Origin of the sequence: Grimontia kaedaensis (assembly GCF_023746615.1) — a bacterium.
GTDB classification, from domain to species: domain Bacteria; phylum Pseudomonadota; class Gammaproteobacteria; order Enterobacterales; family Vibrionaceae; genus Enterovibrio; species Enterovibrio kaedaensis.
This window is the reverse complement of record NZ_CP082276.1, coordinates 987,327-1,014,033: the sequence shown is the minus strand read 5'-3', so window position 1 is coordinate 1,014,033 and position 26,707 is coordinate 987,327. Positions and strand designations below refer to the sequence as shown.

Below are 26,707 nucleotides of genomic sequence, written 5' to 3'. Positions count from 1 at the left end.
CCTGATGGAATTCTAAAATGAGCAGTAATACCGCCGTTTTAACCGCGCCACAAACTTCTAACTGGAAACGCTTTGTTGGCATGTTGATTGTGGCTATCGTGCTTGCCTGGTCATGGCAAGGTTCTGAGATGAATCCAGCACAACTCATTAAAGATGCTGGAAACATGGCAGAGCTGGGGTCTGATTTCTTCCCGCCGGATTTCACACATTGGAAGCTTTATGTCGATGAAACCCTGATCACCATTCAAATCGCTATCTGGGGCACCGTGCTTTCTGTCCTTCTTTCGATTCCTTTCGGACTACTTTGCGCAGAAAACATTGTGCCTTGGTGGGTTTATCAGCCAATGCGCCGTTTGATGGATGCAGCGCGAGCCATAAACGAAATGGTTTTCGCGATGTTGTTCGTCGTTGCTGTCGGTCTGGGGCCATTCGCTGGTGTATTGGCTTTGTTTGTTCACACCACGGGCGTGCTCGCCAAGCTGTTTTCTGAAGCGGTCGAAGCGATTGATATCGGTCCTGTCGAAGGCGTTCGCGCGACCGGAGCAAACAAGATTGAGGAAGTGATGTACGGGGTGTTACCTCAAGTATTGCCACTTTGGATTTCGTTCACCTTGTACCGGTTCGAATCAAATGTCCGCTCAGCCACCGTGGTCGGCATGGTTGGTGCGGGTGGCATTGGTGTGTTGCTATGGGAAGCGATTCGCGGATTCCAGTTCCAACAGACCGCCGCCATCATGCTGATCGTGATTGTGACTGTCAGTCTTATCGACTTCGCATCCCAGCACATCCGCAAGATGTTTATTTAAAAGCCGTATTTTTATTTCACCCAACTTGTCTAGATAACCCATAAATGCAGTGGAATGCAGAGGGATCAAACATGCGAGTTTATTTAGATATCGCCAGACATCTTGAACAGGAAGTTCGCAGCCATTTTCAGGCGGGGGACTACCTGCCGCCTGAATCCAAGCTGGCAAAGAAGTACGACGTGAACCGGCATACGGTGAGACGTGCAATTGATGAACTGGTCTTTACTGGCCTCATTGAGCGCCAACAGGGTCGGGGCAACATGGTGGTCAGCCAACCTTATGACTATCCGCTTCACGCCGGTGCCCACTTTACGGACAACTTGATGGAACAGGGCAGTTTGCCGACCAGTCAAGTGATCAGCAGTGGGCTGGTGGCTGCGAACGAGAAAATAGCAGGCATGTTTGATGTCGAGATGGAATCGCAAGTGATCAAACTTCGCACCCTCAGAAAGATTAATGGCATGCCAGCGAGCGTGATTGATCACTACCTTGCCGACCTTGAATGGTGGTCGGTAGTAAAGCATTTCCAAGTGGGTTCGCTACACGCTTTTCTCAAAGACAAGTTGGACGTACACCTCACTCGTAAAAGTACTCGGCTCAGAGCCATGATGCCGAAAAAGACCGATTGCCGATTGCTTCAGCTATCTGGCAAGACGCCCATCATGGTGTTTAAAACCACCAACGTGATCACAGGAACCGACCGGATCGTGGAGTTTTCATCATCCCACACACGTTCTGATCTGGTCGAGATTGTTTTGGAGCACTGAATGGAACAGGAACAGCAAACACCGCGCCAGCGCTGGATGTCAGTCCTCGCCAGAACGGATACCAATGCGCTGATAACGCACTGGGAAAAACTCGCACTTGACCCACAATACCAGTTGGTTCGCGCACCTGAACTGGGGTTGGCTCAGGTACGCGCTCGAATGGGTGGTACAGGCAACGCTTTCAATATGGGCGATGTCACCATCACCCGTGCTGTGGTTCGACTGGGTAGTGGCGAGCTGGGTTACAGCTATGTCACTGGAAGAAACAAGCCGCATGCAGAACTCGCTGCTGTGGTGGATGCATTGATGCAAACCCCAGCACATGATGTGCTGCAGCAAGCCCTGATATCGCCGCTCGCCGCAGAAAAAGCAGAACAGGAGCAGTTGCGTGCAAGGGAAGTGGCGACCAGTAAAGTCGACTTTTTCACCATGGTGAGAGGAGAGGACGAATGAGCAAGATAACAGCGGGTTTTGAGTCACCCGTGCATGATGCACAGCAGGTCTTCCGAGCGTTAATGGAGGCGATGTCCCGTCCAGGGAAACGGGTTTCACTGGACTATAGCGCCGAGTTTGGAACAACTAGCCGCGCTGCGACCCAGGTGTTACTGACGTTAGCCGACAACGCAACCAGCCTGTGGCTATCAGAACGCTTCAACTCAGATGAAGCCTTGGTTGAAAACATTCGTTTTCACTGTGCAGCGCCGCTCATTGATCAGAAGTGTGAGTCCGATTTTGCGCTTGCTAGAGGTAGTGAACTGGAAGACTTCGAAGGTTTCAATGTTGGTAGCGAACACTACCCGGACAGAAGCACCACCTTGATTATTGAGGTAGATAGCCTTAGAGAAGGCGATGTGCTGTTGCTGGCTGGCCCCGGTATTCAGTCGACAACGAAAATGAAAGTGAAGGGTTTGAACCCGCTGCTTCTTCTGGCTTTGGTAACAAAACGCAGCCATTTCCCCCATGGCGTGGATATTCTGTTTACGTCTGGCTCCGACGTTATTGCTTTGCCTCGCTCGACCGAAGTGACCCTGGAAGTTGAGGAGGCCACATGTATGTAGCTGTAAAAGGCGGTGAGAAAGCGATCGCTGCTGCTCATGAATTGCAGAACAAAAAACGCCGGGGTTCTTTTTCGCAAGCCGCTCTGAATGTCGAACAAATAGCAGAACAACTGGCTGGCGCGACAGATCGTGTGATGACCGAAGGCGGCATTTATGACAAAGAACTCGCTGCGTTAGCTATCAAACAAGCTGGCGGTGACTTGGTGGAAGCTATCTTTCTTCTCCGCGCTTATCGCACCACCTTACCTCGTTTGGCAGCAACTGAACCTGCGAATACCGAAACGATGAAAATCGAGCGTCGTATCTCAGCAACTTATAAAGATTTGCCGGGTGGTCAAGTCCTCGGGCCAACTTATGACTACACCCATCGATTGCTTGATTTTGCTTTGTTGGCAGAAGGTGGAGAACTTAGCGAACCTGCAAAACTGAGTGATGTTGATGAGATGGCGCATTGCCCAAGGGTGATGAGTATTCTGGAAAGCCTCGACCTGACGGTGACTGAGGAAGATAACGGCGTAGCGCCGGATGATATCACCATGGATCCACCCACATTCCCGGCAAACCGAAGTGCAAGGTTGCAGCAACTTGCGCGCAGTGATGAGGGGTTCTTGCTGGCATTGGGTTATTCCACCCAACGTGGTTATGGGCGTAATCACCCGTTTGCCAGCGAAATCCGCTCTGGCAAAGTCACGCTTGAAGTCGTTCCTGAAGAATTAGGCTTTGCCATTGAAATTGGCGATATCGAAATGACCGAATGCCAGATGATCAATGGCTTCACAGGCAGTAAAAAGCATAAAGCGAAATTCACAAGGGGTTACGGCGTCACGTTTGGTTTTTCTGAGCGTAAAGCGATGTCGATGGCGTTGGTAGATAGAGCGTTGCAATGTGGCGAATATGACGAAGTGCCACAAGGCCCTGCTCAGGATGAAGAGTTTGTGTTAGCGCACGGCGACAACGTTGAAGCCGCGGGTTTTGTCAGCCACTTGAAGTTGCCGCACTACGTGGACTTTCAGGCTGAGCTTGAACTCATCCGCAAGCTTCAAAAAGAATTTGATGCCCGCGACGCATCGGGCGAAGGAGAAGCGCTATGACTACGCAAGCCGTTCAAAGTGGTTATAACTTCGGTTATCTCGATGAACAAACCAAACGCATGATTCGACGTGCCCTGCTAAAAGCCATTGCGATTCCCGGTTATCAGGTGCCGTTTGGTGGCCGCGAAATGCCCATGCCTTATGGCTGGGGCACAGGCGGTATTCAAATCACCGCTGCCATTATCGGTGGGCCTGATGTGCTTAAAGTGATTGACCAAGGGGCTGACGACACCACAAACGCGGTTTCCATCCGCCACTTCTTTGAAAAGGTTGCCGGCGTTGAAACTACTGAGCGCACAGAGCAGGCTACGCTGATTCAGACCCGCCACCGCATTCCAGAAAAAACACTGAACGAAGGCCAGATACTGGTGTATCAGGTGCCGATCCCTGAGCCATTGCGTTTTATTGAACCGCGTGAGACGGAAACACGCAAAATGCATGGTCTGGAAGAATATGGCGTTATGCATGTGAAGCTCTACGAGGACATCGCGCGCTATGGCCATATCTCGACCGCATACGCTTACCCAGTGCGTGTTAATGGTCGCTACATCATGGATCCTTCGCCTATTCCGAAATTCGATAACCCCAAGATGGATCAAATGCCCGCACTGCAACTCTTTGGCGCTGGGCGTGAAAAGCGTATTTACGCCATTCCTCCCTATACCGATGTGAAGAGTCTGGATTTCGACGATCACCCCTTTGAAATTCAGCAATGGGGTGAGCCTTGCTGCATCTGTGGTTCAACAACCAGCTTTCTGGATGAAGTAGTCACGGATGATAAAGGCAACCGAATTTTCGTGTGTTCTGATACCGATTATTGCAATGACAAGCAGTCAAAAAATGCTCTGAAAAAGGAGCAAGAGGAGAAGCGCGCGTGTCAGTAACAGAGTTAGGTCGCGAGTACGCGACGATGCGAGCAACGAATTTGCAGCCACTTTTGGAAGTAGAAAACCTCACCAAGCTTTATCAGCCAGGCAAGGGGTGTCAGGACATCTCTTTTGCTATATGGCCAGGTGAAGTGCTGGGTATTGTGGGTGAGTCAGGCTCTGGAAAAAGCACCTTGTTACGTGTGCTTTCAGGTCGTGAAACGCCAGATTGTGGCGCAGTGAATTACCAGTTTGAAGATGGCTCTCAAGCGAGCCTCTATGCGCTTTCTGAAAGTGAACGCCGTCGATTACTGCGCACCGATTGGGGAGTGGTTCATCAGCATCCGATGGATGGATTACGCCCGCGGGTTTCTGCTGGTGGCAACATCGGCGAACGACTGATGGCAGTAGGAAACCGACATTACGGCGATATTCGGGAGCAAGCGTTGGACTGGCTTTCTCAGGTGGAGATTCCTAAAGACCGAATCGACGATATGCCAATCACTTTCTCCGGCGGTATGCAGCAGAGACTGCAAATTGCCCGCAATCTGGTGACGAATCCGAGACTCATCTTTATGGATGAACCGACAGGCGGGCTTGATGTGTCTGTGCAGGCACGGCTGCTGGATTTGATTCGAAATCTCGTTACGGAGTTAGGGCTGTCTGTGGTCATTGTGACCCATGATTTGGCTGTCGCGAGATTACTGGCTCACCGATTGGTGGTGATGAAAGAGAGTCGAATTGTCGAAACCGGGCTGACCGATCAGGTGCTCGACGATCCGCAACATCCTTACACACAGTTGCTCGTATCATCCGTCTTGCAGGGTTAGGGAAGACCATGACAAACACAACCATGTTAAGCGTGTCGAATGTCAGTAAGACTTTCGTTCTTCACAATCAAGGCAGTGCGAAGCTCTCCGTGCTTGCCGACTCTAGCTTCTCTGTCGACAAAGGGGAATGCGTTGTACTGCTGGGTCGTTCGGGTGCAGGGAAGAGTACTTTACTCCGCGCGCTATATGCGAATTACCTTGTCGATAACGGCGAAATTAAGGTACGACACCAAAATACAACGCAAGGCGAGCATTGGGTGGATATTGCCAGTGCGCTGCCCGGCGACATTCTGGATGTTCGCAAAAACACCTTGGGTTGGGTGAGCCAGTTTCTGCGTGTTATTCCCCGAATCAGTGCACTGGATGTAGTTGCGCAACCTTTGGTGGAACAAGGGGAATGCAAAGTAACATCACAGCAAAAGGCCGGGATTTTGTTGAAACGACTCAACGTGCCTGAACACCTATGGCATTTGGCACCCGCGACATTTTCTGGTGGTGAACAGCAACGAGTGAACATTGCCCGCGGATTTATCGTTGAATCACCTATTCTGTTGCTGGATGAACCGACGGCATCACTGGATGAGAAGAACCGTGATGTCGTGATTGAACTCATTCTGGAAGCTAAGCAACGGGGCGCCGCGATTGTTGGCATATTCCACGACGAATATGTTCGCCAGCAAGTGGCAGATAAGTTCTACGACATTTCAACCGCTACATTGAAACTGGCTTGAGGGAAGGAAGCGACAATGATCATTACCAATGTTCAACTGGTGTTGGAAGACGAAGTCGTTAATGGCTCGTTAGAAGTTGAGAACGGCATTATTCGCGCCATGTCTGATTCGCCCAGCTATCAGCCAGGAGCAGTAGATGGCAATCAAGGATGGTTGATGCCTGGGCTAATTGAGCTGCATACCGACAATCTGGAAAAGTACTTCACGCCGCGACCAAAGGTCAGCTGGCCTGCATTCTCGGCCATGGCAGCGCATGATGCTCAACTTATCGGAGCCGGTATCACAACGGTTTTGGATGCGATTGCAGTCGGTGATGTGCGCGATGGTGGTCATCGTCAGGATAACCTCGACAAGATGATTAATACCATTGTTCAAAGTGGCGAAAGAGGTCTGAATCGCGCTGAGCATTTTGTTCATATCCGTTGTGAGTTGCCCCATGAGACGACGGTTGATTTAGCTAAGCTTTATCTCGACTTGGATCAGACTCATATGGTGTCCCTGATGGACCACTCTCCGGGTCAGCGTCAGTTCGTGAATCTCATCAAGTATTACGAGTACTATCAGGGTAAATACAACCTCAATGACGAAGAGATGGCCGCATTCGAACAGGACCAGCGTGAAAAGTCCGCGATATGGTCAGACCTAAACCGACGAGCGATTGCGAGCCTTTGCCATGAGAAAAATATCCCTCTTGCAAGCCACGACGATGCGACCCGTGCCCATGTTGAAGAATCCCGTGCATTGGGACTGGTGTTGGCGGAATTCCCTACTACCGTTGAAGCGGCACAACGCTCCCACGAACTTGGTCTGAAAGTCATGATGGGGGCACCCAACGTCGTTCGTGGTGGCTCGCACTCAGGCAATGTAGCAGCGCATGAGCTGGCGTCGTTGGGCGTGTTAGATGCATTATCGTCTGATTATTTCCCTGGCAGTTTGTTGGATGCGGTTTTCCGTCTTGCAGATGATGACCGCAATGCACTGGATCTGGCCTCGGCGACTTGCCTGGCGACACGTAACCCAGCGTCGGCGCTTAGTCTTTCAGATCGCGGCATCATCAAAGAGGGAATGCGGGCAGATTTGTTACTGGTGGAGCATCATTACGAGCAGCCTTATGTGCAGCAGGTTTGGCGTCAGGGGCGTCGCGTGTTCTAAAACAGGAGATGAAAATGGCAAAGCTGTTTTACGTGCTTGGTGCTTCTGGGGCAGGGAAAGATTCGCTGATCAATGCCGCCAGAGAGCGCTTCTGCCACAAGTTGATGGTGGCACATCGATACATTACACGACCCGCTTCGGCTGGCAGTGAAAACCACGTTGCCTTGTCGGATGACGAATTTGATCTTCGTATCAAGCAAGAACTGTTTTCGATGCACTGGCGAGCGAACGGACTTCGCTATGGGGTGGGGCGTGAAGTGGAAACTTGGTTGGCGTCGGGCATGGATGTGATGGTGAATGGTTCTCGCGCGTATCTGCCCTTTGCCAGAGGGGTATTTGGAGAACAGCTGGAAGTCGTATGGATCTCAGTCAACCCTGATGCACTTAGAGAACGCCTTGAAGCCCGTGGCAGAGAAAGCGTAGAAGACATTGCGCGGCGATTGGAACGCGCCATTCAGTATGATGAAGTGCGCCCGGCCGATGCGATTCATCTCAACAACAGCGGGAAACTTGAAGACACCGTCGCTCAGTTTGCTGGTCAATTAGATATCGCACTCTGTAAGGAAAACGGAGGCAATCACCATGGATGAGCATCACATTGACACAAATCGCACTTTGCATGAAGAGACAACAATTTGTCGCGATGCTGTGGTAACTGACTCGGTGCTCGGGCGATGGACTGAAGTCGGCGAACGTACACTATTGGAACATGTTGCACTGCAAGACTTCAGCTATAGTGGTCCCGACAGTGAAGTGGCGAATACTGAAATTGGTAAGTTCACATCGATTGCTTCAAAGGTTCGAATTAATCCTGGCAACCACCCTTGGTGGCGTCCGACTTTGCATCACTTTACCTATCGACCTGGAAAATATGGAATGGAAGATCTCCAAGAGGGCGGCTCGGGCAAGGATGCAGAGGTATTTAACTGGCGGGCGGAAAACCGTGTAACGATTGGGAATGATGTCTGGATTGGGCATGGTGCAATAATCCTCCCCGGCGTCAGCGTCGGAGATGGTGCGATTATCGGCGCAGGCAGTGTGGTCACCAAAAATGTGGAAAGCTATACCATTGTGGTTGGTAATCCAGCGAAGACGTTGCGGCCAAGGTTTGAAAATATAGAAACCGCGAAAAAGCTGGAACGCCTATGCTGGTGGGATTGGCCGGAAGAGAAAATCAGGCAGTATTTTCCTTACTTTCAGCAAAGTGCCGAAGCCTTTCTTGAAGCAGTAGAGAAGCGCCACTGACTGTCATAATTTGAAGGGTATAAAGTTGGGTAGAGACCCAACTTTTTTGTGCATGGAAGAACTAATGTTACGAGTGACCTTGCTAGGAACAGGGGCGGCAGGGGGGGTTCCCCTGTATGGATGTGAATGTGCCGCATGTCAAAGAGCCATAGAACACACTGCATTTGAACGAAAACCCTGTTCTGCCATGGTAGAATGGGGAAAAGGAAGCGCCCGGGAGAGATTATTAATTGATGCAGGCCTGATGGATTTACATGAACGTTTTCCTGCGGGTACTTACCATGGCTTCCTGCTGACCCATTTCCACGTTGATCATGTACAAGGGCTTTTTCATTTGAGATGGGGCAAGCCCTCTCCTATTCCTGTGTGGTGTCCGGACGACGAACAAGGCTGCGCGGATCTTCTCAAGCACTCAGGTTGCCTCAGGTTCCTGCCAGAGATGAATCATGGCGATGTGGTGAATATTAATGGGCTTCGCGTCACCCCGCTTCAACTTAAACACTCCAGGCCGACAGTGGGTTACCTGCTGGAATATGGGCCAAAGAGTATCGCGTATCTGACTGATACCGACGGGTTACCAGCCCAAACACTTGATTTCCTTGCCTCACTAACTCAATTGGACGCGTTGATTCTTGATTGTTCGTTTCCGCCTGAACATGAGGGATCAAACCATGGGAACGTTGAAGTAGCTCGCCAGGTTTATGAAAAGCTGCAACCGAAAGAACTCATCATCACTCATATCGGCCATGAGCTTGATTGTTGGTTAATGGATAACGATATCCCTGATTGGATGGAAATAGGTAGGGAAGGGATGGAGATATAAGGGCGACTTGTCGCCCTAACGCATTAAAAGTCTACTCGGAAACACTTGTCTGCCAGTATTTGTATAGCCCCTCAATCTCTGAAGAGCAGATCAAATCCATACAGCCCTTCAGTTGTTCATCGCTCCAGTTCCACCACTGCATTTCTAGTAGCATTTGAATTTCAGCCTCACCGAACCGGAATTTGATGTGTTTAGCAGGGTTAGAGCCCACCACTTCGTAAGGTGCGACGTCTTTCGTCACCAAAGCACGGCTGGCGATGATGGCGCCGTCTCCAATGTTCACGCCTGCCATAATCATGGCTTCTGAACCTATCCACACATCATTACCAATCACAGTATCTCCCGCACGGCTGAAACCGTCTTCGGCACCGGCAAAGTTCTCATTGTCCTGATAGAAAAAGGGGAAGGTACTGACCCAGTCCGATCTGTGACCTTGGTTGCCCGCCATCATAAATACAGCGCCGGAGCCTACGGAGCAGAAGTTACCGATAATCAGTTTGTCGACATCGTCGCGGTTATGTATCAGGTAACGGGCGCAGTCATCAAAGTTGTGCCCATGGTAATAACCCGAGTAGTAACTATGTCTGCCTACGATAATATTTGGATTGGTAATCTGCTCGGCGATGGGCTTACCGACAAAAGGGGACTCGAAATAGTTCATGGTCTTTTTCACTGAAGTTGCTGCGCGAGAATGATACTCCTGAGATATCGGACAACCAAAGTAAACTTGACGTGAGTATCTGTAGAAAGATATATTAGTTTCGTATCGAAACCAATATTGATGAGAGGAAGATATGTCGAGTGTATTATCCGGTCAGACTTTCAAGCTGACCGCTAGTGAATGGTTGAATACGGAGCGACCCATCGAACTTAATGAATATCTGGGGAAAGTCGTTGTCATCTATGTATTTCAAATGCTGTGCCCTGGTTGTATTTCTCATGGACTGCCACTGGCAAAGAACATTCAGAGCACATTCTCAGACTTAGGCGTTCAGGTCATTGGTCTGCATTCTGTTTTTGAGCATCACGATGTGATGACCCCTGATGCATTGCGAGCGTTTATCCATGAATATCGTATTAAGTTTCCCGTAGCGATTGATCAACCGAGTGAGTACAACCCAATCCCAAAGACCATGGACCGTTATCAGTTTGGTGGAACGCCGACGCTTCTCATTCTGGATCAGCATGGAAAACTCAGGGTAAACCATTTTGGTATGCTGAGCGATTTGCAGGTGGGTGGGCTCATTGGTTCATTGCTGGAAGAAAGAGCAAACGCTGAGGCAGCAAGTGAGACTGTGAGCACTCGTCGCCAGGACGGTAAGGCTGTCGATGATCGCTATGGGTGTGACGAGTATGGTTGTAAGGTGTAAGTCAAACTACCTGAAGTTAAGAGCCGACACGTGGTCGGCTCTTTTGGTTTTACTCGTTAATCTTATCAAGCATTTTCAAAGAGCCCATATAAGCCATATATTCGATGAGCTCATTCAATTGCTGGTCAGATAGGTGTTCAAACTTCAGCATTCTAGATTTGGCCCGATATGAGTTCGGGTTCTTAATAAATGCCTTTAAATATTCAATATCCCTATACTCTGTAATGTTTTTAGGGATATTTAATTCCGGGCCTATATCACCGCCCTCTAAGTTAATTGAATGACATGAAATACATGTTGATTTGAATGCATTGTATCCCGCCATAATAATTGGCAGATCTTCTGCACCCGTAGGATAATAATCTGGCTTTGGTGCTTGATAATTGAATGCTATCTTATAAACCTGAAAAGGCCATATCCAATTATTGTATTCTTTTGGGTCTGTTGTCATGACGTAAAAAGGTCCAGGATTGAGCGTTTCTTTGCCTTCACCAATGTCGGTGAACTTTCCTTCAGTACCTTGCTCGCCAGTCACCACGACCAACGGGCTTTTCGTTGTGCCTTTGGTCCAAGTTGCCACAAATCCATCTAATGCTACAAACTTGATCTCTTCTACTTTGCTGAAGTCAACGCCTGCCAGACTTGCAACATCTTTAAAGGATAGAGCTTCGTAGGTCATTGGCTTGTTGTAAACGGGAGACTGAAACGACAGTGAGCGCTGAGCTGCTGATGCTTGCATCTGATCAATGCCTACTGTTTTCTCAAAGAGTACCTGCTGTCCATCTTTGAGAATGAATTCTAACTTTCGGTCATCTGCTGAACTTTGGAACGAAATAAAACCTAGCAATATTGCAAAAACGAACCTGAACATATTGTCACCTTTTTATTGAACACCCTGTTTGGTTTCATTTTGATAGTAGTCTTAGAGATTGATTGCATTGATATTTATTTGGCTACTTTGAAACTGATCAAGTTAATTTTTGAAAGTGCTACGAGTGAAAGCGAATATTGTCAAGATTATATGGTATTTATTTGTAAGGAAGACAAAAAGAGTAGGCATTAATTTGGAACAGTAAGATGTAAGGGGGAGAAGTTCTCCCTATTTGAGTAGACTGAGCAGTCGCAACGGAACGGTAGAATAGCTACTCATAGCGTTTACCATCGAATACTCCTTTTTCACTTCGTTCGACGTTTGTTTTGGTAAGCATTTTATCGCTGCGGTTTAGATGGAAGGTGTTCATTCGTAAGAAGTGTCAGGTATAGCAAGGGCAAACTGAGGTATGATGAAGCCTTCACCAAACAAATTCAGCATCAATGAAACTTTCTCAAACACCCGTTACGCAACATTGCTTTGAAGGCTTTTCCTTCTTTCTTAAACGAGACGACCAGTTGCACCCACATTTTTCAGGTAACAAAGCGCGCAAATTGATGGCGCTATTGGAACTGGAAGAAAAGAAAATTACCCGTCTGATTGGTTACGGCTCGCCGCAGGCGAACTCGCTGTTATCGCTTGCAGCGTTGGCCAATATCAAAGGCTGGCAATTGGAGTTTTATGTTGATCGAATCCCTGATTGGTTGAAAGATAGTCCCGTTGGAAATTATCGGATAGCGTTGGAACTGGGCGCGGAAGTGATTGCGGTTTCGGAGTTAACTGATGAGCCAATTCATCCTCACGACTACATTCAAGCTAACAGGCTTGGTGAAGGATATTTGTATGTTCCGGAGGGAGGGCGTTCCCCGATAGCAGAGCAGGGTGTCGCGAAGCTGGCGCAAGAGATCCTTAGCTGGATGCAATCCAGACAGGAGAACAGTGTTTGTGTGGCGTTGCCGTCAGGAACGGGCACTACCGCACTATTTCTATACAAGCATCTTAAAGCTCATGGTATTGAAGTACTGACATGCCCTTGTGTCGGTGGGAAAGACTATTTGGTTCAGCAGTTTGAAGAACTGGGCGAGTCGTGCTTTCCAACGGTTTTAGAAGCGCCGTCAAAGCATCATTTTGGAAAGTTGTACCTTCACGATTACCAAACGTGGAAAAGGCTGCTGCAACAGACTGGCGTTGAATTTGATTTATTGTACGACCCATTGATGTGGCGATGCCTGAGCGAGTGGTTACCGGAAAACAAGGACAAGACGCTGCTCTATGTCCACCAAGGTGGCATTATTGGCAATGAGAGTATGTTGCCGAGATACCAGCGAAAGTATGGTCAGTAACAATGATGTGAGATAGAGAAATATCCTCCATATTAGAGAGCATTTTTGTTAGTTGCTGATACGGATCAGAGTATCGCTATCATTTAGCGAGTTGGGACAGGTGGATCGTAATCAGAGATAGGCCAAAACCATCAGTTTATCTTTCATGATACACAGCCGGAAAATCAATAAGAATCAGTAAATTTCAGAATGTTTTGTTGTTATTGAGAGCTTTCACTGAGTGGTCGGTGAAAGTGAGAGATTTTGTCCATAAATCCAGTGCCTACATGATTATGAGTTAATATGGGGTTAATAACGGTAGGCTCAATTCTGGAGATGCAATAATTGATCGAAATGGGCGTTATTCTGGTATTGGAAAGCAACTATGGCAAAAAGAGGTCATCATGCATTTCAACAACGAAGAGTTAGGGCAGCTCGAAGACAGATATCGTGCCAAACTGATTAACAGTCTCTCTGGATTCAAAAGTGCAAATCTTATCGGCACAACCGATGGAAAGGGTAATCACAATCTCGCGATAGTCAGTTCGGTTTTCCACATTGGGGCCAACCCGCCTTTGGTAGGCATGATCATGCGCCCTCATACCGTCACCCGTGACACACTAGAAAACATACTTGAACTCGGTGAGTACACGATCAACCAGGTCAATGCTGATATCTGGAAACAGTCCCATCAAACATCTGCCCGTTACGAACAGTTGGTTTCGGAATTTACGGAAGCTGGGCTGACGCCTGAATGGTTAGATGGAGTGAAAGCTCCCTTTGTCGCAGAGAGTCGACTCAAATATTCATTACTATTGCGAGAATCGCAGACACTGGAAATCAATGGCACAGTGCTGGTGATAGGTGAAATCAATAACGTGCTGGTAGAAGACGATGTGATAGCGAACGATGGCTATATCGACATTGAAGCGTTAGAAACAGTTGCTGTTTCAGGGCTTGATAGCTACCACGTTACCAATAGGTTAGGGCGACTAAGCTACGCAAAACCAGACAAGAAACCGGATGTTATCGACTGAGAAAGTATCTAGCGGTAAAAGAGAAAAGCGGAGGGGAAACCTCCGCTTTTGGGTTTTCAACCTTATACGAAATCAAACATAGATGCATCCAGATCGGTTGCGCTGAACTTATCCAGCACGATCTTGGTTGGCGCTTTATCAAATGTCATGACAACGTCTTCACCAGATTGGCGAATGTTGATGTCTGACATGCGTGTCGCCAGCGTCTTCTGAATCGCAATAGTGTCCAAGTTACCATTGAAATCGAGAATGATGTCGTTTTCACTGCTGTTATTGAAGAAGAAGGTGTCACGGCCAGCGCCACCAGTCAGGATGTCACGACCCATGCCGCCATCCAGATAGTCGTCACCGCCACCGCCATTTAGGCGATCCAGTCCGTCATGGCCGTAAAGCTTGTCGTTACCTGCTTCACCGAACAGTTTGTCGTTACCCAGGCCTCCTCGGATAGTGTCATTACCAGACCAGCCGTAAAGGAGGTCGTCTTCAGTGTGACCATCGATGAAATCGTTGCCAAGACCACCATAAATGGTATCGTTACCCTCAAGGCCAATCAGATTGTCATCGCCTTCTTCACCGAGAATAGTGTCGTTACCAGAGCCACCGTTCACAAAGTCATTGCCAAGGCCACCACTGACATAATCGTTACCCGCACCGCCAAAGACCTGATCGTCGTCGCCACGACCATACATTTCGTCGTTGCCAAGACCGCCATGGAGCTCGTCGTTCCCATAGCCTCCATTCAGCATGTCATCCCCATTGCCGCCGTCCAGATAATCATTGTCGCGACCCCCATAGATTTCGTCTTTGCCGTCTCCGCCCTCGAGAAGATCGTCGCCGTCAAAGCCGGAAAGCAGGTCATTATCTTCGCCACCGAATAGTTTATCGTTACCTAAGCCACCATCCAGCTGATCAGTGCCTTCATTGCCCCAAAGTACGTCGTTGCCTTCATCGCCTTCTAGAACGTCATTACCGGTGTTACCGAATAACACATCATCGCCAAAGCCACCGCTTACAAAGTCATCACCTTCGTTGCCGCGAGCTCGATCATTCCCGTCACCACCATAAAGGTTATCTTTACCTTTACCGCCATAGAGGGTGTCATTCCCAGTACCACCATACAGGTTGTCGTCACCATCGAAACCTTCAACGCGGTCATCGCCAGAATCGCCAAATAGGTTGTCGTTCAATAGGCCGCCACGCACCCAGTCATTACCCGCATCGCCGTGAACTTCATCTGTTCCATCACCACCGATAACAGTGTCATCACCGTCACCGCCGTAGATGTAGTCTGTGCCATCCCAACCTTCGATATAGTCATTGCCGCCATGACCATAGATAAAATCGACACCGTCTGTGCCGTCAATAATGTCGTCGTTCTCGGTTCCATGAATGATATTTGTCATAGTTGCTTTTTCCTTATTCTTGTGTTGATTGAAGCGTTTAACGTGATGAAACCGCTTTCACGTGGAGCGAGATAATGCCAGTTCTGATGAGTTGTGATGTCTCAGGGGTGAAACGGAATAGAGGGTTAAGGTAAATTTTTCATGATAAATAGTTATCTGAAGGTAGAAATAATTCATCTACGATTAATATGGAAATTAGATTCGACTTATGGATGACATGACTGTTTTGATGGAATTCTGGACAATATTTGAGATTAAGATCCAAGGAACACAGATCTTGGTTAGATACTTCTAAAATTTAACAGATACATGTTGAAATATATTTTGGGGAATTTCCTGCCTTAGATGAAAAAAGAATGGAAGTGGGAGTAGTACTTTATTGGTAATAATTTGGAAAACGCCCACAGCAGATTTATCACTGTGGGCGTCTCTGTCTACTCTCTGCGCTCTATCGTGCGAGTTTGACTCACTTTAGTGCCTTCAAGTGGCTGGCCATATTGAGTCGCTGTGACAAAAGCGCCACCGGAAACGGGAACCACAGTAATGTCAGCATTGGCCGCGAAAAAAGGTGAAGCAGCGAGCATGAGTAGAGCTGTAGCAAGAGTCTTTTTCATTTGTGTTTTCCTCATGAATGCGTTGACGGTAAGTCACGTTGACAGGAAAGTGTTAATCTCGTCACGTTTATTAAGGGTTAAGCCTTAGTAAATAGTCTGAATATCAGATTAATCAACCTTCTGATTTTATTAGTATTAAAAGAAAGAATGACTTTCCGGATTTGCATGAGTTAGGCCGGCGTAAATGTTTGAACTGATGACGCCAAGACTAAAGCTTCGGGATTTCGTCGGAGAGGATCTTACTGGTCCAAGAAAAGGTTTTATGCGATAGAGATGCCAAGAACGAGGTCTCATGATACTACTCTGACCAGTCTTATCTTGAATTGATAAATCGAACGTTCGTGCTATTTTTAAATGAGAAGTTTGAGAATTATAGAATGAGCAAGAAAAAGCAGACGCGGGAACAGATACTGAGCACTGCCTTCGAAATGGCGAGTCATGAAGGGTTGGAAAGCCTCACCATTGGCGAATTAGCCAAACGGGTGGGTATGTCGAAAAGCGGGCTGTTTGCACATTTTAACTCGCGGAGCAATTTACAGGCTGCTGTAGTGATGTTTGCTGGGGAGTGTTTCACTGCTCGTATTATTGTGCCTTGCAGAGAAGCTTCACATCCGAGCATTGAAGCGAAGATCCGCCACATGCTGGACAATTGGCTGACTTGGAACAGCTCCTTCCAAGGAAGCTGCATGTTTCTGGATGCATGGCGTGAAAGCCATGATGATGCAGATCCTATGCAGCAGGCACTAGAAGGGACGATAAAAAAGTGGCTAAACTATCTACACATTCAGTTCGAGAAAGGCATTGAATCTGGCGAGTTTCGTGAAGATTTGGATTGCTGGCAAACCGTATATGAACTCTATGGTTTGTACCTGAGTAGCCATTTGTTCAGAACCCTGAAATTGGAATCTGAAGGGGCGCAGAAGTTCTGGACAGGTATTGATGGCCTGTTCAATAAAGTTAGAAAATAAACAGTGGAAGCAGACAAATACTGAGTCTGCTTTTTCTTGGAATGAAAATAGCACGACCGTTCGAAAACTAAGAGGGACATCCATGAGTAGCAAAATCTACTTTGGCAATAACAACCGGTTCAGCTTTAAACGTGGCGCATTGAGCGTTGCGAGTCGGCTTCATCACAAAATTGCGCCTAAGCATGCACTTAAAACGGCGCGTCGTTTATTTCTTACACCTGCAAAAGGGCGGGAAACCAACCCTGTGCCAGAAGGAATGGTCATAGAAGCCGTTCCAACCAAGCAGGGTAACATGATGACCTATAAGTTGGGTTCTGGCCCAACTTGGGTGCTCACGCACGGCTGGTCAGGTTCTTCAAACCAGTTCTTTCCTTTGATGGAGCATATCGTAGAAGCGGGTTTTACCGCATTGGCTTATGACCATCCAGGACACGGTAAGAGTGAAGGCAAAGAGGGGAGCATTCCTGCTTTTCTCAACGCTTTGGATGGTATTCTCAACCAGCAGGAAAAAATAGAAGGTGTGGTGGCACACTCAATGGGAGGTGCAACCTTGTTGGAAAGTGAGCATCCATCGCTCCAAGGTAAACCGATTATTCTGGTGGCACCGGTACTCAAATATTGGGACAACCTTTTTGGCACTATCGAAGCTTCTGGTTACTCAATGAAGCTGTTTAAAGAAGTGATCGCTTCTGTTGGGCAGGAATACAATGTCCGCATTGAAGATATCGACCCCTTCGTTAAGCTGGGTAAGCGCCAATCTCCCGTTGTGATTGTTCATGACAAAGGTGACCGTTTCGCGCCATTTGGAGTGTCAAAAGAAGCGACAATCTATGACCATGTCACTTTGGTGGAAACGGAAGGGTTAGGGCATGGTCGTGTTTTGAAAAGCGATCCACTGAAAGAAGCATTCTCTAAAGTGGCTCGGCCGCTTGTTTAAATTAGTCATCGGGAAGGGAAACTCATGACCACACCTATCTATGCTGCGCTGCTTTGCATGGTGTTTATTTACTTGGCAATGAGGGTCATTAAGTTCCGTAGAGAATATAAAGTGGCCTTGGGTGATGGCGATGAAAAGTTATTGAAGAAAGCGATACGCGCTCACAGTAACTTTGCAGAGTACGTACCGTTCACTTTGTTGCTGATGTTGATGGTGGAACTTCAGCTAGATCAGCAAAGCCAGTATCTTCATGTGCTCGGTATTGCCTTATTTGCTGGTCGATTGCTCCACGCTTATGCGGTGAGCCAACCCAGTGAGCCTCTAAAATTTCGTGTTTACGGTATGTTGTTGACTTTCTCAGTGTTGATAGCTTCAGCACTATGGGCGCTATATCTAGGTATCTTCTGATTTTTTCACATCCGGTGTGCTATTCTCTTCCCGTCCCTCAATAAGCACACCGGAACTTCCTTTGAAGAAAATCGCTGTATTCGCAGATGTACAAAATATCTATTACACCACCCGCCAGGCCTATGGCCGCCAGTTTAACTATCGAAAACTTTGGCAGCAGCTGCAGTACATGGGAGACGTGGTGGTTGCTAACGCCTATGCCATCCGTCGCGATGATGATCAGCAAATAAAGTTCCAGGATGCTCTGCGTCATATCGGTTTTGAAGTGAAGCTTAAGCCCTACATTCAACGCAGTGATGGCAGTACCAAAGGAGATTGGGACGTCGGCATTGCAATAGATGTGATGGAAATGGCACCCGAGGTAGATACCATTATCCTGCTTTCCGGCGATGGCGATTTTGACTTGCTGATGAATAAAGTGCGCGAGCGCTACAGTAAAGAAGCGATTGTGTTCGGTGTGCCGATGCTGACTGCTAATTCATTGATAAACAGCGTTGACCAGTTTATCCGCATTGAAGAAGATCTGTTGCTATAACTTCAATTTCAAAAGCATGACTTCGGGTTCAGGATGCGCAGCTTTCGCTTTTTGGAATCCGAGGTTTTTGAGTAGTTTCAAGCAACTTTTATTAGTTTCAAGTGTTATGGCTACCACTTCTGTCAATGCCAGTGAATCTTTCGCCATTTCTAACACAGCCATTGCTGCTTCTTTTGCATACCCCTGTCCGTGATATTCCGGGAAAAATCCAAATCCCAAATCGATTCCGTCAAGGTTATCTCTGTCAATCAATCCGCATACGCCAATGGGCTCATGGTTTTTGAGCTGCACGGCTAATAGACCCATTAGGGGGACATTGTGCATAGGCAGCAGCGTCGAACGAAGGTAAACAGCAGCGTCTATGGGACTGCGAATATTTTTGTCTCCAATAAACTGAAGAAAACCATCAGTGTTATAGAGTCGGTTGATAAAGCCTGCATCTTTCTCGTTAAGGTTTCTGAGCGTTAATCGAGATGTACTTAGTATGGGTTGTTGCATCGATATTCCCTAAAAAAGAGCCCTTAAAGTAAGGGCTCTTATGATTATAGCTGCTTGAGATAAAACGATTTAGTTAGAATGAGATGACATAAGCACCGCTTGCTTGGTTGAGGGTGACAACAAAGGTTTGCTCTGGCTCTGAGCTGCTCATTGGTACCCATCTGGCGTATATCTGTTCCCAATTACCATTAATTTCGATATCAACGCTTGTTGTCAGGTCGGGATAAATCGTCGTCAATCGGGACAATGGGTCAACATCTACGTCGCCGTTGGTGTGAACGTAATCTGCGTGAGAGTAAACATGCAGAGCCCCTGATGTTGAGCCACTGTAATTCACACTTAATTGGATGGCGTCACCAATACAAAATTTGAAAGCACGAGGTGCAACGATATCTTCAGTATTGACTAACGATGTTGTCGGTGAAGAGCTTGAGATATCTGTGCTACCTGAACCGCCACTGCCGCCGGAAGTATCTCCGCCACCTCCGCCACCTCCACAGGCGATCAGAAACACCGGCAGGGTAAACAGCGTAAGACTTTTGATTATCGTATTCATCTCATTACTCCTCATCCGCCAATGGTGCGATGACTTTTCCGGAAGTCGCCGCTGAATACCAGCTTTTGTCCGATTCGCCGCTGCTTGTCACCCAATCTGCAAATGTGGTGAAAGCGTGGCTAATGTCGGTATTCTCTGTTGGGTGACTCCATTCGTCCCTGATATTGATGGCCCACGGCATATTGTTACTGGTCAGGAATGATTCTGCGCCACCGGAGTTGTCGTCGTTTGTGTTGAAAAAGGCATTGTTCATATCGCTGGTGCCGGAAAATTGTTTGAGATGCAGCTGCCAACTGATTCCGGGTGGCGTATCGGTAAAGTCACCGTGATAAATACCGTCGGTGGCAAATATAAATGGATCGTAAGGTGGATAGCCGACGACAGCACGCGCTACAGGTGTCGTGAGTTCGACGTTAAGTTGGTAGTCCAGTTTGCTCGTTTGCGAATCTAAACACGCGGTTTGAGTCCGGTAGAACGGACAACCCTCAGAAAGTACACCGAGATTCTCCACATCCTCTCTGACATTCTCCGAAATGATAAGAACCGTTTCGCCTGGGTTAGCTTGTTGCACCGTATGGGAGACGGCTTGTCCATTGCGCGTCAACGATACTGAAGCAATATTCGAAGGATCGACGTTAGGCAAATGCAGAGCAAAACCGTTTGCATAGCCTGCTCCCATTGCTTGTAGGGTGTAATCCGCAGAGAAGCTCTTCAATTCGCGTTGCCCGTTCATCGTTTCAGTGATTCTGTAACGCATAACGACATCATTGAAGTCATAATCCCCTTTAAACGGCCAGTTATCTTCAAAAGCGATGGTGGCGTAGCCATTCGAGCTCGGATAGACCGAGGTAACTGTGATTTCAGGGTTGTTGTTTTGTGTCAGAACTTCATATTTTGAATCGGTTGAACCATCTGGGTTAACCCCATCGATTGCCTGGAATGGCGTTATTTCGACTGTAAAAATGAGGTCGTTGAAATCATTGTCGCCTTGAGGGCGCTTAATATCTTCAAACGCCAACACGAGGAAGTCATTTTGCGTGTCGATAAAGGCCACGTTATGTCTGCGCCAATCAGATGTTGTTTCAGGGTTCAGGTCTGGGTAGCTGTAAAACGGTGTTCCCCATTTGCCCAGATAAGGAACACTGTTGTAACCCCAGCCCCAACCCCAGGCATTGGATAGAATAAAGAACCCCAGAGTTTGACCCGCATTAAGTTGCACGTTCAGATCGATCGTATCGCCTTCCAAAAGCTCACCCTGATTGGGTTTGGAGGCGTTTGGAAAGATAATCATATGTGTGTCGATATCATCTATCGAGGCTGGAGGGTTTGCGGTATCGAAGACAAAATAGCCAAGCACATTCAGGTAACCGGCACCTTCATTAAGAAAAGTGACCCGCGCCGTAGCGTATGCAGCTCCGTCCAGCTCGTCATCGATATCGATACTGGAATATTTACCGCTGTCGATAAAATCAGGATTAACGACAGTGCCTTCAGGGAGCATGGAGTACACGTTGTCTAGTGTATCTTGCGGAAGTTGGTCAGCTATCGAGTAAACATCATTTGGCTTACCCAGTGCAGAGTAGTTGCTTGAATCAGCACCTGATTCAAAAACCAAATCTTCTGCGGTCAATGCGTAAGTGCAAGTGGTGAAGATGCACCCTCCAGTGATCAGCATTTTTCTCAACAACATACCTAGCCTCCAAAGTGAAATCTTTAGATGACTCAGCAAAAACAATGCCTGAATTAATTGTTTTTTAAATCAATGGACTAGGTGTTACAACTTGAAAGGCGAGAAATAATGCATCAATTTGAGAATAACGATGATTGTCGATATGAGAAAAAAGCCCCGATAAACGGGGCATTTCCAATCTAACTGATTGAGAGTATCACTTACCGGCAATATTCAGTCGCGCGAAGCGAATCAGTGGAGAGTAGAACTGTCCGGCATAATTCGGCACCACGGTACTACCAACCGCTTCCACTTCTTTAATCATGTTATAGAAGTTACCCGCGACTGTGATTCCTCGTACAGGTTGGATTCGCTTACCATCTTGGCAAAGGAATCCGCTTGCTCCAAACGAGAAATCACCGCTGATAGCATCTGCACCAGAGTGAACGCCTTGGAGGTCAACCAGCTCAAGGTATTCACCTGCGGTGACTTCGGCTTCACTGCTGGTGCCAGCCCCAATCACGTCGTGGCGAGAACTGACGCTCAAGGTGCCTTTTGGTGAACGGCCTGCATTCGCGGTGTGCGCAACGCCGAAGTGTGCGGCAGTGGCTGAGTTATGCAGCAGACCAACCAGCTCACCATTTTCTATCAGTGGCGTGTCACTTGTTGCAAAGCCTTCACCATCGAATGACTTGATAGCATGGCCGCCAGGCATGTAAGCCACATCCCTGAAACTCAACAGCGGACTTGCGACTTGCTGGCCAATTTTATCGCGCCACGGATTGATACCACGTTTTGCCGATTCACCAGAGAACACACTACCAAAAGCACCCAGCACCTCATTCAGGCTGTCTTGCTCGAAAATGACCGAGTATTGGCCAGTCGCAATTGGCGTGCCTTCCAACAGGGCTTCAGCCATGTCGTAGGCATTGTTGATGACCTTTTCTGATGTCAGGCCATCAAAGGTGCGGGCAACAGACGCAGCAACGTGCATCGCTTGCTTGTCGTTGTGGTCAATCAACGCGGCGGTATAACAGCTCAGTGAACGAGATTGATGGAAACAGCGGGTGCCGAGGGTGTTACCCAGCAGGGTGATACCACTGTTTTCACTGTAACCATTGTAAGGCGCGCCTTTTGCCAATGGTTTTTCACGGATTTTTCCTTCAAGCGACAAAGCCAACTCTATCTTCTGCTCGGGCGTTGCATCGTCCTGCTGATAGATTTCCGGATAATCCGTGCTGATGTTTAGACCTTCTGCATGAATTTTCTGGAGCGGATCTTTCTTGGTAAAGCTGGCATTGGTCAGCGCCTGATCGACCATTTGCGCCAGGTTTTCCGGCTCAAGGGATTCAGAGTAGCTGATAGCGACATGTTCGTCTTTAATTACTCGAACACCGATGACCTGACTTGCTGTCACTTTATATTCGGACAATTCGCCTTGGTCAGCCTTCAGGCTAAAGCTCTCGTTGCTGGATGCAATCACATCAGCTTGTGCACCGCTTTTCTGAGCCAGTTCAAGCACCTGCTCGATGGCGATTTCTAATGTTTTTTGGTCGCTCATTAGTTACCGCCTCCTACCAGAATGTTGTCGACTTTAAGCGCGGGTTGTCCAACCGTAGTGGGGACGGAGCCGCTCACAGAACCACACATGCCGGCAGCAAGTGCAAAGTCTTTACCCACCATGCTGATTTCTTTCAGTACTTTAGGGCCGGTACTGATCAGGGTTGCGGATTTTAGGGGCTTGGTCACTTTGCCGTCTTCAATCAGATAGGCCTCCTGAACCGCAAAGTTAAACTCACCGGTTCCGGGCTGAACAGAACCACCACCCATCTTCTTCGCATAGATACCACGCTCTACGCCGCTGATCATGTCATCAAATGACGCGTCACCCGGTTCAATGAAGGTGTTACGCATACGGGAGGTAGGGGCATATTTGTAGGATTCACGACGACCAGAGCCCGTGCGTTCAAACCCGGTTTTCAGGCTACCCATATGGTCGACCATAAAGCTCGTCAGTTTGCCGTCTTTAATCAGTTGTGTGTGTTGGGTCTCCATGCCTTCATCGTCAATGTTGATAGAACCCCATTCATTTTTCATCAACCCATCATCAACCGCGCTAACTGCCGGGTGAGCAATCATCTCGCCCATTTTGTCGTGGAAAACTGACGCTTTCTTAGCGACAGATGTTGTTTCCAACAGGTGGCCACAAGCTTCATGGAAAATCACGCCGCCAAAACCGTTACCAATTACAACCGGCATTTCACCAGAAGGACAGGCGTCCGCGCCGAGTTTAATCAGCGCCTGTTTGGCTGCCATTTCACCTAACTCTTCTGGGTCAATTTGAGAATTAAATTCCCAGCCAGAGAGCATTCCCGGTGCTTCATATCCGGTAGATTGTTCGTTGCCATGAGTAGCAACGACCGAAGATGCGATTCGGATGTAGTGGCGGGTGTCCTGAACGTGCAGTCCTGTGGAGTTGAAGATTTCGATCTGCTGTTCACGTTGTGCGATACGACCAATGATCTGAGAGATCTTGTCGCTCTGCGCTCGGGCTTTCGCATCAACACGTTTGAGGAATGCAATTTTCTCTTCGACATGATTGTTTGCGGAGAAAGGCATGCTCACAGGGTGGCGGTCATCACGCTGTGTGAAATTCAATGCGCCAGCTTGTGCGATCTGGTCTCGCTTATCCTTGGCACAGAGAAGTGAAGTGACTTGTTTGAGTTTCTCTTCATCTTGGCTGTTGGTATAGCCGTAAAGTACTTTGTGACCAAAGAAAAGGCGGATACCGATACCAAAATCGATACCTGAATTCACTTTATCCACTTCGCCTGAAAGTAACTCTACGCTCCCCGAATGGTGTCGCTCTACGAACAACTCCGCAAAATCCGCACCCAAGAACAGGGCATGGTCAATCACTGCTTTTGCAGTGCTGGTATTTAACATTCCTTCCTCCTAAATAGAGTCAGTTTTCTCGTCTATTACTTTGAGATTAACAGCTAGCAACCAGAGCACCAATCGTGTGTGCCTTTTAGTGATATAGGTAGAGACTGTTTGATTAAAAATCATGCAAAACATTTACATAATGTAAGTGAATACACTGTATTCATGGCAGTAATAAGGAATTTGTACTTTCGTATCTCTGCTGGATTGATACACTGCTCAGCCTGACAATGATCAGTGTACTGATAGGAATTTCCATGGCCGACAAGCTAACCAAAAAAGTCCCGACCAATATCATCACCGGTTTCCTCGGTGTAGGTAAGACAACTGCCATTCTCAATCTGCTCAAACAAAAGCCAGAAAATGAAAACTGGGCTGTGCTCGTGAATGAGTTTGGTGAAGTGGGCGTTGATGGTGCTTTCCTTAGTGAGCAGGGCGCGATGGTGAAAGAGGTTCCTGGCGGTTGCATGTGCTGTGTGGCGGGTTTACCTATGGCTATTGGCATCAATGCGTTGCTCGCTCAAAATCCAGATCGTTTGCTGATTGAACCGACCGGTTTGGGTCACCCGAAAGACATTATCGGTAAGTTACTCTCGGAGCATTACGAAAACTATATAGAACTCAACGCGACGATTACGTTAGTTGATCCGCGTAACTTCGCAGATGTTCGTTACACTGAGAACCAGAACTTTCGCGATCAGTTGGCACTGGCTGATGTTGTGGTGGCAAACAAAGCCGATCTTAGTTCACCTGAAGATCTCGAAGCTTTCGACAATTACGTGCAGAGCGCTGAAATCGCTAAACTAGCTTCCGGTTATGTTGAACAAGGACAACTCAATCCTGAATGGTTATCCTTGCCACGCATTGATCGTAATGCGCAATTTGGACATCATCACTCGCACGATGATGATGAGATGACTCCGTTTGAACTGGAACCTGGTGAAAAATACCGTCGTAAAGAAAACAAAGGGCAGGGCTATGTCAGCTGCGGCTGGGTGTTCGAGCCAAACACGGTTTTTCCGTTCGATTCGCTTTATGGCCTGTTTGCGAACTTGAATGCGGAGCGAGTAAAAGCCGTGATGAACACCGATGATGGCATGTTTGCATTTAACGTTGTGAACCAGATGGTGACAGTCAGTCCAATCAGTTTGCAAGGCGTTGAGTCCCGTGTCGAAGTCATCGACAAAGAGCCCTTGCCTTGGGATGAGCTCGAAGAAATTCTACTGTCTTTCATCGCAGAGTAGTTATCACGCCCGGTTAAAAGCCGGGCTTTTTGATCAGAAACGGAATTCAGCACGATGAAGAAAGAGATACAGGCAAAGTTTGAAAGTTACCCTGAGCCAGCACAATCAAGATTGCTGCAGCTTCGGGAATTGATTTTCGCCGTAGCGACACAAAGTGGTGTCAGTGTTGATGAAAGTCTGAAATGGGGTGAACCGAGTTATGCTGTAAAAGGCGGAACGCCACTGCGGTTCGATTGGAAGGCCAAAGCGCCAGAATCGGTCTCCATTTACTTTCATTGTCAGAGTTTGATGGTCGAAACGCTGCGAGAATTGATGCCAGAGGCATTCAGTTATTCTGGAAACCGCGAACTCTCGTTCCCATTAAATCAGCCTCTTCCGGATAAAGCTTTGAGGGTTTGCATTGAAGCGGCGTTTACTTATCAATCGAGAAGAAAATTGCCGCTCCTAGGCCTGTAGTTTTAAAGGTTTCATGCCGCAATGATGTTGTTACGGACCAAACCACGGCGGACGCTGGTGCACATTTTCCCAAACCGGTGAAGTTCGTCGAATTGCGGTGTGATGCCTCGGGGCATTGCTGATTCCCAATAACTCAGTCCTGAGCCCACCATTTCCAGCCGCTTCTTCGGACAATCAATAAAGGTACCTTCAGGACCGCAAACAAACGTATCGGATTCGTAGAGAGGAAGCTCCTGCTTTACCTGCTCAATAATCTGTTTCATTGCATCCATGCGAGTCGGTTTTTTAGCCATTTGAGTAATGGGAGCAAAACCTTACGCCTCCCTGAAATCGCTGTCCAGCAGCACGTAAATCACGGGTATGTAATTTGTTTGTTGTGCCGATGTTAACCCTTAATATTTCTATACAATTCGACGTAGATCCTCACTTTATCCTTCTTTCGTACCCTAAAAGAAAATTGATATAGATCAATTATCAAGGCCTTTAGGCATCACACCAAACACCTCA

Annotated in this window: 31 protein-coding genes; 21 read left to right on the top strand and 10 right to left on the bottom strand. The window is 47.7% G+C overall.

The window, feature by feature from the left end:
• The first annotated feature begins 17 nt into the window (after positions 1-17).
• The 12 genes from phnE to phnP all read left to right on the top strand — a co-directional run bounded on the left by phnE (position 18) and on the right by phnP (position 9,369).
• A complete protein-coding gene (phnE, locus tag K6Q96_RS21510) occupies positions 18-806 on the top strand; it encodes a phosphonate ABC transporter, permease protein PhnE (RefSeq protein WP_251879988.1) in 789 nt (262 codons plus the stop codon).
• A gap of 71 nt (positions 807-877) precedes the next feature.
• Complete coding sequence (gene phnF, locus K6Q96_RS21505; RefSeq protein WP_251879986.1) at positions 878-1,573, top strand: phosphonate metabolism transcriptional regulator PhnF; 696 nt, start codon at positions 878-880, stop codon at positions 1,571-1,573.
• The gene (phnG, locus tag K6Q96_RS21500; protein ID WP_251879984.1) at positions 1,574-2,026 is read left to right on the top strand and encodes a phosphonate C-P lyase system protein PhnG; all 453 of its coding nucleotides are present in this window, start codon (positions 1,574-1,576) and stop codon (positions 2,024-2,026) included.
• Entirely contained in the window at positions 2,023-2,631 is a 609-nt protein-coding gene (gene phnH, locus K6Q96_RS21495) for a phosphonate C-P lyase system protein PhnH (RefSeq protein WP_251879982.1), read from the top strand. Before phnG ends, phnH begins: the two co-directional genes overlap by 4 nt.
• A complete protein-coding gene (locus K6Q96_RS21490) occupies positions 2,622-3,722 on the top strand; it encodes a carbon-phosphorus lyase complex subunit (RefSeq protein ID WP_251879980.1) in 1,101 nt (366 codons plus the stop codon). Before phnH ends, K6Q96_RS21490 begins: the two co-directional genes overlap by 10 nt.
• Positions 3,719-4,606 (top strand): alpha-D-ribose 1-methylphosphonate 5-phosphate C-P-lyase PhnJ, encoded by an 888-nt coding sequence (locus K6Q96_RS21485; protein WP_251879978.1) that lies wholly within the window; start codon positions 3,719-3,721, stop codon positions 4,604-4,606. The genes K6Q96_RS21490 and K6Q96_RS21485 overlap by 4 nt, the downstream gene beginning before the upstream one ends.
• 26 nt (positions 4,607-4,632) lie before the next feature.
• Positions 4,633-5,418 (top strand): phosphonate C-P lyase system protein PhnK, encoded by a 786-nt coding sequence (gene phnK, locus K6Q96_RS21480; RefSeq protein WP_251882369.1) that lies wholly within the window; start codon positions 4,633-4,635, stop codon positions 5,416-5,418.
• An 8-nt stretch (positions 5,419-5,426) separates the two neighbouring features.
• Positions 5,427-6,149, top strand: coding sequence for a phosphonate C-P lyase system protein PhnL (phnL, locus tag K6Q96_RS21475; RefSeq protein ID WP_251879976.1), 723 nt, complete (start codon positions 5,427-5,429; stop codon positions 6,147-6,149).
• Positions 6,150-6,164: 15 nt separating this feature from the next.
• Positions 6,165-7,301, top strand: a complete 1,137-nt coding sequence (gene phnM, locus K6Q96_RS21470; protein ID WP_251879975.1) for an alpha-D-ribose 1-methylphosphonate 5-triphosphate diphosphatase — start codon at positions 6,165-6,167, stop codon at positions 7,299-7,301.
• A gap of 14 nt (positions 7,302-7,315) precedes the next feature.
• A complete protein-coding gene (phnN, locus tag K6Q96_RS21465) occupies positions 7,316-7,891 on the top strand; it encodes a ribose 1,5-bisphosphokinase (protein ID WP_251879973.1) in 576 nt (191 codons plus the stop codon).
• Complete coding sequence (locus K6Q96_RS21460; protein ID WP_251879971.1) at positions 7,884-8,546, top strand: DapH/DapD/GlmU-related protein; 663 nt, start codon at positions 7,884-7,886, stop codon at positions 8,544-8,546. Before phnN ends, K6Q96_RS21460 begins: the two co-directional genes overlap by 8 nt.
• A gap of 64 nt (positions 8,547-8,610) precedes the next feature.
• Complete coding sequence (gene phnP / locus K6Q96_RS21455) at positions 8,611-9,369, top strand: phosphonate metabolism protein PhnP (protein WP_251879969.1); 759 nt, start codon at positions 8,611-8,613, stop codon at positions 9,367-9,369.
• 31 nt (positions 9,370-9,400) lie between these two features.
• Here the strand turns inward: phnP and catB are convergent, their stop codons facing one another.
• Positions 9,401-10,030, bottom strand: coding sequence for a type B chloramphenicol O-acetyltransferase (gene catB, locus K6Q96_RS21450; protein ID WP_251882368.1), 630 nt, complete (start codon positions 10,028-10,030; stop codon positions 9,401-9,403).
• A 133-nt stretch (positions 10,031-10,163) separates the two neighbouring features.
• Here catB and K6Q96_RS21445 point away from each other — a divergent pair, with 133 nt between their 5' ends.
• Positions 10,164-10,739 (top strand): redoxin domain-containing protein, encoded by a 576-nt coding sequence (locus tag K6Q96_RS21445; RefSeq protein ID WP_251879967.1) that lies wholly within the window; start codon positions 10,164-10,166, stop codon positions 10,737-10,739.
• Positions 10,740-10,788: 49 nt separating this feature from the next.
• On the opposite strand, the gene K6Q96_RS21440 is transcribed toward K6Q96_RS21445, so the two are convergent.
• A complete protein-coding gene (locus K6Q96_RS21440) occupies positions 10,789-11,610 on the bottom strand; it encodes a c-type cytochrome (protein WP_251879965.1) in 822 nt (273 codons plus the stop codon).
• 443 nt (positions 11,611-12,053) lie between these two features.
• Here K6Q96_RS21440 and K6Q96_RS21435 point away from each other — a divergent pair, with 443 nt between their 5' ends.
• Both K6Q96_RS21435 and K6Q96_RS21430 read left to right on the top strand, forming a co-directional pair.
• Entirely contained in the window at positions 12,054-12,953 is a 900-nt protein-coding gene (locus K6Q96_RS21435) for a pyridoxal-phosphate dependent enzyme (RefSeq protein ID WP_251879963.1), read from the top strand.
• A 383-nt stretch (positions 12,954-13,336) separates the two neighbouring features.
• Positions 13,337-13,969 (top strand): flavin reductase family protein, encoded by a 633-nt coding sequence (locus K6Q96_RS21430; RefSeq protein WP_251879961.1) that lies wholly within the window; start codon positions 13,337-13,339, stop codon positions 13,967-13,969.
• Between the two features lie 62 nt (positions 13,970-14,031).
• Here K6Q96_RS21430 and K6Q96_RS21425 read toward each other — a convergent pair whose 3' ends face one another.
• Together K6Q96_RS21425 and K6Q96_RS21420 are read right to left on the bottom strand one after the other, a co-directional pair.
• Positions 14,032-15,372 carry a calcium-binding protein gene (locus K6Q96_RS21425; RefSeq protein WP_251879960.1) on the bottom strand — a complete coding sequence of 447 codons (1,341 nt, stop codon included), beginning with the start codon at positions 15,370-15,372 and terminating at the stop codon, positions 14,032-14,034.
• A 434-nt stretch (positions 15,373-15,806) separates the two neighbouring features.
• Positions 15,807-15,986, bottom strand: coding sequence for a hypothetical protein (locus tag K6Q96_RS21420; protein ID WP_251879958.1), 180 nt, complete (start codon positions 15,984-15,986; stop codon positions 15,807-15,809).
• Positions 15,987-16,363: 377 nt separating this feature from the next.
• On the opposite strand from K6Q96_RS21420, the gene K6Q96_RS21415 reads away from it, so the two are divergent.
• The 4 genes from K6Q96_RS21415 (at position 16,364) to K6Q96_RS21400 (ending at position 18,834) form a co-directional block, all read left to right on the top strand.
• The gene (locus tag K6Q96_RS21415) at positions 16,364-16,954 is read left to right on the top strand and encodes a TetR/AcrR family transcriptional regulator (RefSeq protein ID WP_251879956.1); all 591 of its coding nucleotides are present in this window, start codon (positions 16,364-16,366) and stop codon (positions 16,952-16,954) included.
• An 82-nt stretch (positions 16,955-17,036) separates the two neighbouring features.
• A complete protein-coding gene (locus K6Q96_RS21410; RefSeq protein ID WP_251879955.1) occupies positions 17,037-17,891 on the top strand; it encodes an alpha/beta hydrolase in 855 nt (284 codons plus the stop codon).
• A 24-nt stretch (positions 17,892-17,915) separates the two neighbouring features.
• Entirely contained in the window at positions 17,916-18,299 is a 384-nt protein-coding gene (locus tag K6Q96_RS21405) for an MAPEG family protein (protein WP_251879953.1), read from the top strand.
• Positions 18,300-18,360: 61 nt separating this feature from the next.
• Complete coding sequence (locus K6Q96_RS21400; protein ID WP_062664579.1) at positions 18,361-18,834, top strand: NYN domain-containing protein; 474 nt, start codon at positions 18,361-18,363, stop codon at positions 18,832-18,834.
• Here the strand turns inward: K6Q96_RS21400 and K6Q96_RS21395 are convergent.
• The 5 genes from K6Q96_RS21395 to K6Q96_RS21375 form a co-directional block, all read right to left on the bottom strand.
• Positions 18,829-19,332 (bottom strand): GNAT family N-acetyltransferase, encoded by a 504-nt coding sequence (locus K6Q96_RS21395; protein ID WP_251879951.1) that lies wholly within the window; start codon positions 19,330-19,332, stop codon positions 18,829-18,831. The genes K6Q96_RS21400 and K6Q96_RS21395 overlap by 6 nt on opposite strands.
• A gap of 73 nt (positions 19,333-19,405) precedes the next feature.
• Positions 19,406-19,888, bottom strand: a complete 483-nt coding sequence (locus K6Q96_RS21390; RefSeq protein ID WP_251879949.1) for a hypothetical protein — start codon at positions 19,886-19,888, stop codon at positions 19,406-19,408.
• 4 nt (positions 19,889-19,892) lie between these two features.
• The gene (locus tag K6Q96_RS21385) at positions 19,893-21,578 is read right to left on the bottom strand and encodes an LruC domain-containing protein (RefSeq protein ID WP_251879947.1); all 1,686 of its coding nucleotides are present in this window, start codon (positions 21,576-21,578) and stop codon (positions 19,893-19,895) included.
• A 196-nt stretch (positions 21,579-21,774) separates the two neighbouring features.
• The gene (locus K6Q96_RS21380) at positions 21,775-23,118 is read right to left on the bottom strand and encodes a TldD/PmbA family protein (RefSeq protein ID WP_251879945.1); all 1,344 of its coding nucleotides are present in this window, start codon (positions 23,116-23,118) and stop codon (positions 21,775-21,777) included.
• On the bottom strand, positions 23,118-24,503 hold the full coding sequence (locus K6Q96_RS21375) for a TldD/PmbA family protein (protein ID WP_251879943.1): 1,386 nt from the start codon (positions 24,501-24,503) through the stop codon (positions 23,118-23,120). The genes K6Q96_RS21380 and K6Q96_RS21375 overlap by 1 nt, the downstream gene beginning before the upstream one ends.
• 254 nt (positions 24,504-24,757) lie before the next feature.
• Here K6Q96_RS21375 and K6Q96_RS21370 point away from each other — a divergent pair, with 254 nt between their 5' ends.
• Together K6Q96_RS21370 and K6Q96_RS21365 are read left to right on the top strand one after the other, a co-directional pair.
• A complete protein-coding gene (locus K6Q96_RS21370; RefSeq protein ID WP_251879941.1) occupies positions 24,758-25,744 on the top strand; it encodes a CobW family GTP-binding protein in 987 nt (328 codons plus the stop codon).
• Positions 25,745-25,798: 54 nt separating this feature from the next.
• The gene (locus K6Q96_RS21365) at positions 25,799-26,200 is read left to right on the top strand and encodes a DUF1801 domain-containing protein (RefSeq protein ID WP_251879939.1); all 402 of its coding nucleotides are present in this window, start codon (positions 25,799-25,801) and stop codon (positions 26,198-26,200) included.
• Positions 26,201-26,211: 11 nt separating this feature from the next.
• On the opposite strand, the gene K6Q96_RS21360 is transcribed toward K6Q96_RS21365, so the two are convergent.
• Complete coding sequence (locus K6Q96_RS21360) at positions 26,212-26,493, bottom strand: hypothetical protein (RefSeq protein ID WP_251879937.1); 282 nt, start codon at positions 26,491-26,493, stop codon at positions 26,212-26,214.
• Between the last annotated feature and the right edge of the window lie 214 nt (positions 26,494-26,707).

Coding starts and splice junctions, on each gene's coding strand:
- phnM (WP_251879975.1), top strand. CDS start 6,165: ATGATCATTACCAATGTTCAACTGGTGTTGGAAGACGAAGTCGTTAAT.
- K6Q96_RS21435 (WP_251879963.1), top strand. CDS start 12,054: ATGAAACTTTCTCAAACACCCGTTACGCAACATTGCTTTGAAGGCTTT.
- K6Q96_RS21425 (WP_251879960.1), bottom strand. CDS start 15,372: ATGACAAATATCATTCATGGAACCGAGAACGACGACATTATTGACGGC.
- K6Q96_RS21365 (WP_251879939.1), top strand. CDS start 25,799: ATGAAGAAAGAGATACAGGCAAAGTTTGAAAGTTACCCTGAGCCAGCA.
- K6Q96_RS21375 (WP_251879943.1), bottom strand. CDS start 24,503: ATGTTAAATACCAGCACTGCAAAAGCAGTGATTGACCATGCCCTGTTC.
- phnK (WP_251882369.1), top strand. CDS start 4,633: ATGCGAGCAACGAATTTGCAGCCACTTTTGGAAGTAGAAAACCTCACC.
- K6Q96_RS21385 (WP_251879947.1), bottom strand. CDS start 21,578: ATGTTGTTGAGAAAAATGCTGATCACTGGAGGGTGCATCTTCACCACT.
- catB (WP_251882368.1), bottom strand. CDS start 10,030: ATGAACTATTTCGAGTCCCCTTTTGTCGGTAAGCCCATCGCCGAGCAG.
- K6Q96_RS21460 (WP_251879971.1), top strand. CDS start 7,884: ATGGATGAGCATCACATTGACACAAATCGCACTTTGCATGAAGAGACA.
- K6Q96_RS21380 (WP_251879945.1), bottom strand. CDS start 23,118: ATGAGCGACCAAAAAACATTAGAAATCGCCATCGAGCAGGTGCTTGAA.
- K6Q96_RS21370 (WP_251879941.1), top strand. CDS start 24,758: ATGGCCGACAAGCTAACCAAAAAAGTCCCGACCAATATCATCACCGGT.
- phnE (WP_251879988.1), top strand. CDS start 18: ATGAGCAGTAATACCGCCGTTTTAACCGCGCCACAAACTTCTAACTGG.
- phnG (WP_251879984.1), top strand. CDS start 1,574: ATGGAACAGGAACAGCAAACACCGCGCCAGCGCTGGATGTCAGTCCTC.
- K6Q96_RS21405 (WP_251879953.1), top strand. CDS start 17,916: ATGACCACACCTATCTATGCTGCGCTGCTTTGCATGGTGTTTATTTAC.
- K6Q96_RS21440 (WP_251879965.1), bottom strand. CDS start 11,610: ATGTTCAGGTTCGTTTTTGCAATATTGCTAGGTTTTATTTCGTTCCAA.
- K6Q96_RS21390 (WP_251879949.1), bottom strand. CDS start 19,888: ATGAATACGATAATCAAAAGTCTTACGCTGTTTACCCTGCCGGTGTTT.
- phnN (WP_251879973.1), top strand. CDS start 7,316: ATGGCAAAGCTGTTTTACGTGCTTGGTGCTTCTGGGGCAGGGAAAGAT.
- K6Q96_RS21485 (WP_251879978.1), top strand. CDS start 3,719: ATGACTACGCAAGCCGTTCAAAGTGGTTATAACTTCGGTTATCTCGAT.
- K6Q96_RS21430 (WP_251879961.1), top strand. CDS start 13,337: ATGCATTTCAACAACGAAGAGTTAGGGCAGCTCGAAGACAGATATCGT.
- K6Q96_RS21490 (WP_251879980.1), top strand. CDS start 2,622: ATGTATGTAGCTGTAAAAGGCGGTGAGAAAGCGATCGCTGCTGCTCAT.
- K6Q96_RS21410 (WP_251879955.1), top strand. CDS start 17,037: ATGAGTAGCAAAATCTACTTTGGCAATAACAACCGGTTCAGCTTTAAA.
- K6Q96_RS21360 (WP_251879937.1), bottom strand. CDS start 26,493: ATGGCTAAAAAACCGACTCGCATGGATGCAATGAAACAGATTATTGAG.
- phnH (WP_251879982.1), top strand. CDS start 2,023: ATGAGCAAGATAACAGCGGGTTTTGAGTCACCCGTGCATGATGCACAG.
- phnF (WP_251879986.1), top strand. CDS start 878: ATGCGAGTTTATTTAGATATCGCCAGACATCTTGAACAGGAAGTTCGC.
- K6Q96_RS21420 (WP_251879958.1), bottom strand. CDS start 15,986: ATGAAAAAGACTCTTGCTACAGCTCTACTCATGCTCGCTGCTTCACCT.
- K6Q96_RS21415 (WP_251879956.1), top strand. CDS start 16,364: ATGAGCAAGAAAAAGCAGACGCGGGAACAGATACTGAGCACTGCCTTC.
- K6Q96_RS21395 (WP_251879951.1), bottom strand. CDS start 19,332: ATGCAACAACCCATACTAAGTACATCTCGATTAACGCTCAGAAACCTT.
- phnP (WP_251879969.1), top strand. CDS start 8,611: ATGTTACGAGTGACCTTGCTAGGAACAGGGGCGGCAGGGGGGGTTCCC.
- phnL (WP_251879976.1), top strand. CDS start 5,427: ATGACAAACACAACCATGTTAAGCGTGTCGAATGTCAGTAAGACTTTC.
- K6Q96_RS21445 (WP_251879967.1), top strand. CDS start 10,164: ATGTCGAGTGTATTATCCGGTCAGACTTTCAAGCTGACCGCTAGTGAA.